3 protein-coding genes and 1 pseudogene are annotated in these 5,616 nt (G+C 69.8%); 2 read left to right on the top strand and 2 right to left on the bottom strand.

Going from position 1 to position 5,616, the window contains the following annotated elements; all coding sequences use genetic code 11:
* A pseudogene (locus ABZ281_RS35275) lies at nt 1-488 on the bottom strand (ABC transporter permease); the annotation flags it as partial.
* The gene (locus ABZ281_RS35270) at nt 485-2,002 is read right to left on the bottom strand and encodes a sugar ABC transporter ATP-binding protein (protein WP_356662151.1); all 1,518 of its coding nucleotides are present in this window, start codon (nt 2,000-2,002) and stop codon (nt 485-487) included. The pseudogene ABZ281_RS35275 and the gene ABZ281_RS35270, both read right to left, overlap by 4 nt.
* Nucleotides 2,003-2,263: 261 nt before the next feature.
* Here ABZ281_RS35270 and rhaI point away from each other — a divergent pair, with 261 nt between their 5' ends.
* The gene (gene rhaI / locus ABZ281_RS35265) at nt 2,264-3,424 is read left to right on the top strand and encodes an L-rhamnose isomerase (RefSeq protein WP_356662150.1); all 1,161 of its coding nucleotides are present in this window, start codon (nt 2,264-2,266) and stop codon (nt 3,422-3,424) included.
* Nucleotides 3,425-3,535: 111 nt separating this feature from the next.
* Nucleotides 3,536-5,575, top strand: a complete 2,040-nt coding sequence (locus tag ABZ281_RS35260) for a bifunctional aldolase/short-chain dehydrogenase (RefSeq protein WP_356662149.1) — start codon at nt 3,536-3,538, stop codon at nt 5,573-5,575.
* Nucleotides 5,576-5,616 lie beyond the last annotated feature (41 nt).

The raw sequence follows: 5,616 nt of genomic DNA, 5'->3' as shown, positions 1-5,616 counted from the left end.
GTGATCTGCTGGGAACCGACCCAGATGGAGTCGATGCCTCGGATGATGTAGAGCGTGCCGAGGGTGACGACGAGCGCGGGCACCTGGCCGAGGCTGACGAGCAGTCCGTTGAGCAGTCCGAAACCGATGCCGAGCAGGACCGCCAGGGCGATCGCCACGACGGAGTCGCCCCCGCCCTGGAGATACGTTCCGGCGGCGAACGCGCTGATGCCCAGGGTGGATCCGACGGACAGGTCGACGTTGCGGGTGATGACGACGAGGGACTGGCCGGTGGCGACCAGGACCAGGATCGTCGCGTTCAGCAGCAGGTCCTTGATGCCCTGTTCGGACAGGAACTCGCTGTTGCCCGCCTGGGTGACGCCGATCATCACCAGGAAGACGAGCAGGATGGCGAGTTCGCGCATCTTGAAGACGCGGTCGACCAGCCGGGTGCCGCTCGACTTGGGTGCGTCGGCCACGGGGGCTTCTTGCGGGGTGACGACCGTCATGCGGCGGCCCTCCCGGTGGCTGCGGCCATCACGGTTTCCTCGGTGGCGTCGGAGCGTGGGATCTCGGCGGTGAGCCGGCCCTCGTGCATCACCAGCACGCGGTCGGCCATGCCGAGGATCTCGGGCAGGTCGGAGGAGATCATCAGGACGGCCACGCCGTCGGCGGCCAGCTGGGACAGCAGCCGGTGCACCTCGGCCTTGGTGCCGACGTCGATGCCGCGGGTCGGCTCGTCGACGATCAGCACCTTCGGGCCGGTGGCCAGCCACTTGGCGAGCACGACCTTCTGCTGGTTGCCGCCGGAGAGCGTGTTGACCGTGTCGGCGATCCGGGCGTACTTCACCTGGAGCCTGACGGCCCAGTCGAGGGAGCGGCTGCGCTCGGCGCCGCGGTCCATCAGCCCGCCCTTCACGGTCGTGCGCAGCCCGGTGAGCCCGATGTTCCGCTCGATGGACATGTCCATCACCAGGCCCTGGGCGCGCCGGTCCTCCGGGACCAGGGCGACTCCGGCGGCCATGGCGGCGGAGGGCGCACCGTTGAGCAGGGCCTTTCCGTGGACGGAGACCTCGCCGGCGTCCCGGCGGTCGATGCCGAACACCGCTCGGGCGACCTCGGTGCGCCCGGCGCCGACGAGCCCGGCCAGGCCGACGATCTCGCCGTGCCGGACCTCGAAGGAGACGTCGGTGAAGACCCCCTCGCGGGTCAGCCGGCGCACGCTCAGGGCGACTTCGCCGGGCTTCACGTCCTGCTTGGGGTAGAGCTCGTCGAGGTCGCGGCCGACCATGCGGCGCACCAGGTCGTCCTCGGTCATGCCCTCCAGGGGCTCACTGGCGATCCAGGCGCCGTCGCGCAGGGTGGTGACCCGCCGGCAGATCTCGAAGATCTCCTCCAGCCGGTGGGAGATGAACAGCACCGCCGCGCCCTGGTCGCGCAGGGTGCGGACGACGCCGAAGAGACGGGCGACCTCGCTGCCGGTGAGGGCGGCGGTCGGCTCGTCCATGATCAGGACGCGGGCGTCGAAGGAGAGCGCCTTGGCGATCTCGACGATCTGCTGGTCGGCGATGGACAGACCCCGGGCGGGCCGGTCGGGGTCGAGTTCGACACCGAGGCGCTTCATCAGGGCGGCGGTCGCGTTGCGGGTGGCCTTGTGGTCGATCCGGCCGAGGGCGCGGCGCGGCTGGCGGCCCATGTAGATGTTCTCGGCGATCGACAGGTCGGGGAAGAGCGTGGGCTCCTGGTAGATCACGGCGATACCGGCGTCGCGGGCGTCGCCGGGTCCGTGGAAGGCGACGGGCGCACCGTCGAGCAGCACCTGGCCGGCGTCCGGGCGGTGCACTCCGGCGAGCGTCTTGATGAGGGTGGACTTGCCGGCACCGTTCTCACCGGCGAGTGCGTGCACCTCCCCGGGGAACAGCTCCAGGGAGACGTCCCGCAGTGCACGGACCGCGCCGAAGGACTTGGAGACGTCCCTCAGCGCGAGAACCGGGGCCGGACCCGTGGTGGACGGGTGGGTCATGAGGGCTCCTCGACGACGCCGGCGGGTCGGCCCTCTCGGCGTCGTGAAAGGTTTCAACTGGATTGCCGGGACGTTAGGCGGGCCGCGCATGTCACGTCAATGGGTTCCGGTCGAAAAAGTTTCGAGGACAGAAGGTCACGTACGAGTCACGGGAATCCGTCTCGGCCGGAGGGGTTGACACCCCTTCGGAGGGCCCATAGCTTCGCGTCCTGAATCGTTTCATTCAGTGGTCGACACGACCCGATGTCACAGGAGCCTGACGTGACCGAGCTCGCCGCGGCGAAGGCCGCTCTCAAGACACAGGCCGTCGAGACACCGTCGTGGGCCTACGGGAACTCGGGCACGCGGTTCAAGGTGTTCGCGCAGCAGGGTGTGCCGCGCACCCCGTTCGAGAAGCTGGACGACGCGGCGAAGGTGCACGAGTTCACCGGCGTCGCCCCGACCGTGGCCCTGCACATTCCGTGGGACAAGGTCGACGACTACGCGGCGCTGGCCAAGCACGCCGAGCAGCGGGGCGTGAAGCTCGGGGCGATCAACTCCAACACCTTCCAGGACGACGACTACAAGCTCGGGAGCATCTGTCACCCGGAGGCCTCCGTGCGGCGGAAGGCCGTGGATCATCTGCTGGAGTGCGTCGACATCTTGGACGCGACGGGCTCGGCGGATCTGAAGCTGTGGTTCGCCGACGGGACGAACTATCCCGGGCAGGACGACATCCGCGGGCGGCAGGACCGGCTGGCCGAGGGGCTCGCCGAGGTCTACGGGCGGCTCGGGGACGGGCAGCGGATGCTGCTGGAGTACAAGTTCTTCGAGCCGGCGTTCTACACGACGGATGTGCCGGACTGGGGTACCGCCTACGCCCACTGCCTGAAGCTCGGGCCCAAGGCGCAGGTCGTCGTCGACACGGGGCATCACGCGCCGGGGACGAACATCGAGTTCATCGTGGCGACGCTGCTGCGCGAGGAGAAGCTCGGGGGGTTCGACTTCAACTCGCGGTTCTACGCGGATGACGACCTCATGGTCGGGGCGGCCGATCCGTTCCAGCTGTTCCGGATCATGTACGAGGTGATTCGGGGCGGGGGGTTCTCGCCCGACGTCGCCTTCATGCTCGACCAGTGTCACAACATCGAGGCGAAGATCCCGGCGATCATCCGGTCGGTGATGAACGTGCAGGAGGCCACAGCGAAGGCGCTGCTGGTCGATGGTGACGCGCTGGGGGCGGCGCAGCGGGCGGGGGATGTGCTGGAGGCGAACGCCGTGGTGATGGATGCGTACAACACGGATGTGCGGCCTCTGCTGCGTGAGGTGCGGGAGGAGATGGGGCTGGATCCCGAGCCGCTGGCCGCGTATCGGCGGTCCGGGTGGGGTGAGCGGATTGTTGCCGAGCGGGTCGGTGGGCAGCAGGCGGGGTGGGGTGCGTAGGCGTCTGCCGAGATCTGCTGTCTGCGGGGTGCGGGCCGGCTGTGGCTGGTCGCACCGTTCCCCGCGCCCCTGAGTGATTCATCCGCCGTCCCTTGAAAGGAACTCGTGAACATGGCGCTCCATCCCGAGGCCGCTGCTCTGCTCGCTCGGTCGCACCGGCTTGGCTCCGATCCCCGTAACACCAACTACGCCGGCGGCAACGCCTCCGCCAAGGGGACCGAGACCGACCCCGTCACCGGCGGTGACGTCGAACTGATGTGGGTCAAGGGGTCCGGCGGTGATCTCGGGACGCTGACCGAGGCCGGGCTCGCCGTGCTGCGGCTGGACCGGATGCGGGCGCTCGTGGAGGTGTACCCGGGTGTCGAGCGCGAGGACGAGATGGTCGCCGCGTTCGACTACTGCCTGCACGGGAAGGGCGGGGCCGCTCCGTCCATCGACACCGCCATGCACGGGCTGGTGGAGGCCGCACACGTCGATCATCTGCACCCGGACTCGGGGATCGCGCTCGCGTGTGCCGCCGACGGGGAGAAGCTGACCGCCGAATGCTTCGGGGACAGCGTGGTGTGGGTGCCGTGGCGGCGGCCCGGTTTCCAGCTGGGGCTGGACATCGCCGCCGTGAAGGAAGCCAATCCGCAGGCCATCGGCTGCATTCTCGGCGGGCACGGGATCACCGCCTGGGGTGACACCTCCGAGGAGTGCGAGCGGAACTCGCTGCACATCATCCGGACCGCCGAGAAGTTTCTCGCCGAGCGGGGGAAGGCCGAGCCCTTCGGGCCGGTGATCGAGGGGTACGCCGCGCTCCGCGCCGGAGAGCGGCGGGAGCGGGCCGCCGCGCTCGCCCCGTACGTGCGGGCCCTCGCCTCGCAGGACCGGCCCCAGGTCGGGCACTTCAACGACTCCGGCGCCGTGCTCGACTTCCTCGCGAGCGCGGAGCACCCGCGGCTCGCCGGGCTCGGGACGTCCTGCCCGGATCACTTCCTGCGGACCAAGGTGCGGCCGCTGGTGCTGGACCTGCCGCCGAGCGCGCCGCTCGACGAGGCGATCGCCCGGTTGAAGGAACTGCACGCCGAGTACCGCGAGGAGTACGCCGCCTACTACGAGCGGCACGCAGAGCCCGGCTCCCCCGCCATGCGCGGCGCCGACCCGGCGATCGTGCTGGTGCCGGGCGTGGGCATGTTCTCCTTCGGCAAGGACAAGCAGACCGCCCGGGTCGCCGGCGAGTTCTATGTGAACGCCGTCAACGTCATGCGCGGGGCCGAGGCCGTGTCCGCGTACGCGCCGATCGAGGAGTCCGAGAAGTTCCGGATCGAGTACTGGGCGCTGGAGGAGGCCAAGCTGCAGCGGATGCCGAAGCCCAAGGCGCTGGCGACCCGGGTGGCGCTGGTGACGGGTGCCGGCAGCGGCATCGGGAAGGCCATCGCGCACCGGCTCGTGGCCGAGGGCGCCTGTGTGGTCATCGCCGATCTCGACGCGGACAACGCCGAAGCCGTCGCCGAGGAGCTGGGCGGACCCGACAAGGCCGTCGCCGTGACGGTGGACGTCACCTCCGAGGAGCAGATCGCCGAGGCCTTCCGGGCCGCCGTGCTGGCCTTCGGCGGAGTGGACCTCGTGGTCAACAACGCGGGCATCTCGATCTCCAAGCCGCTGCTGGAGACCTCCGCCAAGGACTGGGACCTCCAGCACGACATCATGGCGCGCGGCTCCTTCCTGGTGTCGCGGGAAGCGGCCCGGGTGATGATCGCCCAGGAGCTGGGCGGCGACATCGTCTACATCGCCTCGAAGAACGCCGTGTTCGCCGGTCCCAACAACATCGCCTACTCCGCCACCAAGGCCGACCAGGCCCACCAGGTGCGGCTGCTCGCCGCCGAGCTGGGCGAGCACGGCATCCGGGTCAACGGGATCAACCCGGACGGTGTCGTGCGCGGCTCGGGCATCTTCGCCGGCGGGTGGGGAGCCAAGCGGGCCGCCGTGTACGGGGTGGAGGAGGAGAAGCTGGGTGAGTTCTACGCCCAGCGGACCATCCTCAAGCGCGAGGTGCTCCCGGAGCACGTCGCCAATGCCGTCTTCGCGCTGACCGGCGGGGACCTCACCCACACGACCGGTCTGCACATCCCGGTCGACGCCGGCGTCGCGGCCGCCTTCCTGCGATGAGCGCGGCTGTGAAGTCCTACGGCGCGGTCGACCTCGGCGCG

The sequence above is a fragment of the Streptomyces sp. NPDC006265 genome, from assembly GCF_040613555.1.
Lineage (GTDB): Bacteria > Actinomycetota > Actinomycetes > Streptomycetales > Streptomycetaceae > Streptomyces.
Note: the sequence above shows the minus strand (reverse complement) of the source record. Positions and strands in the feature narration are given on the sequence as shown.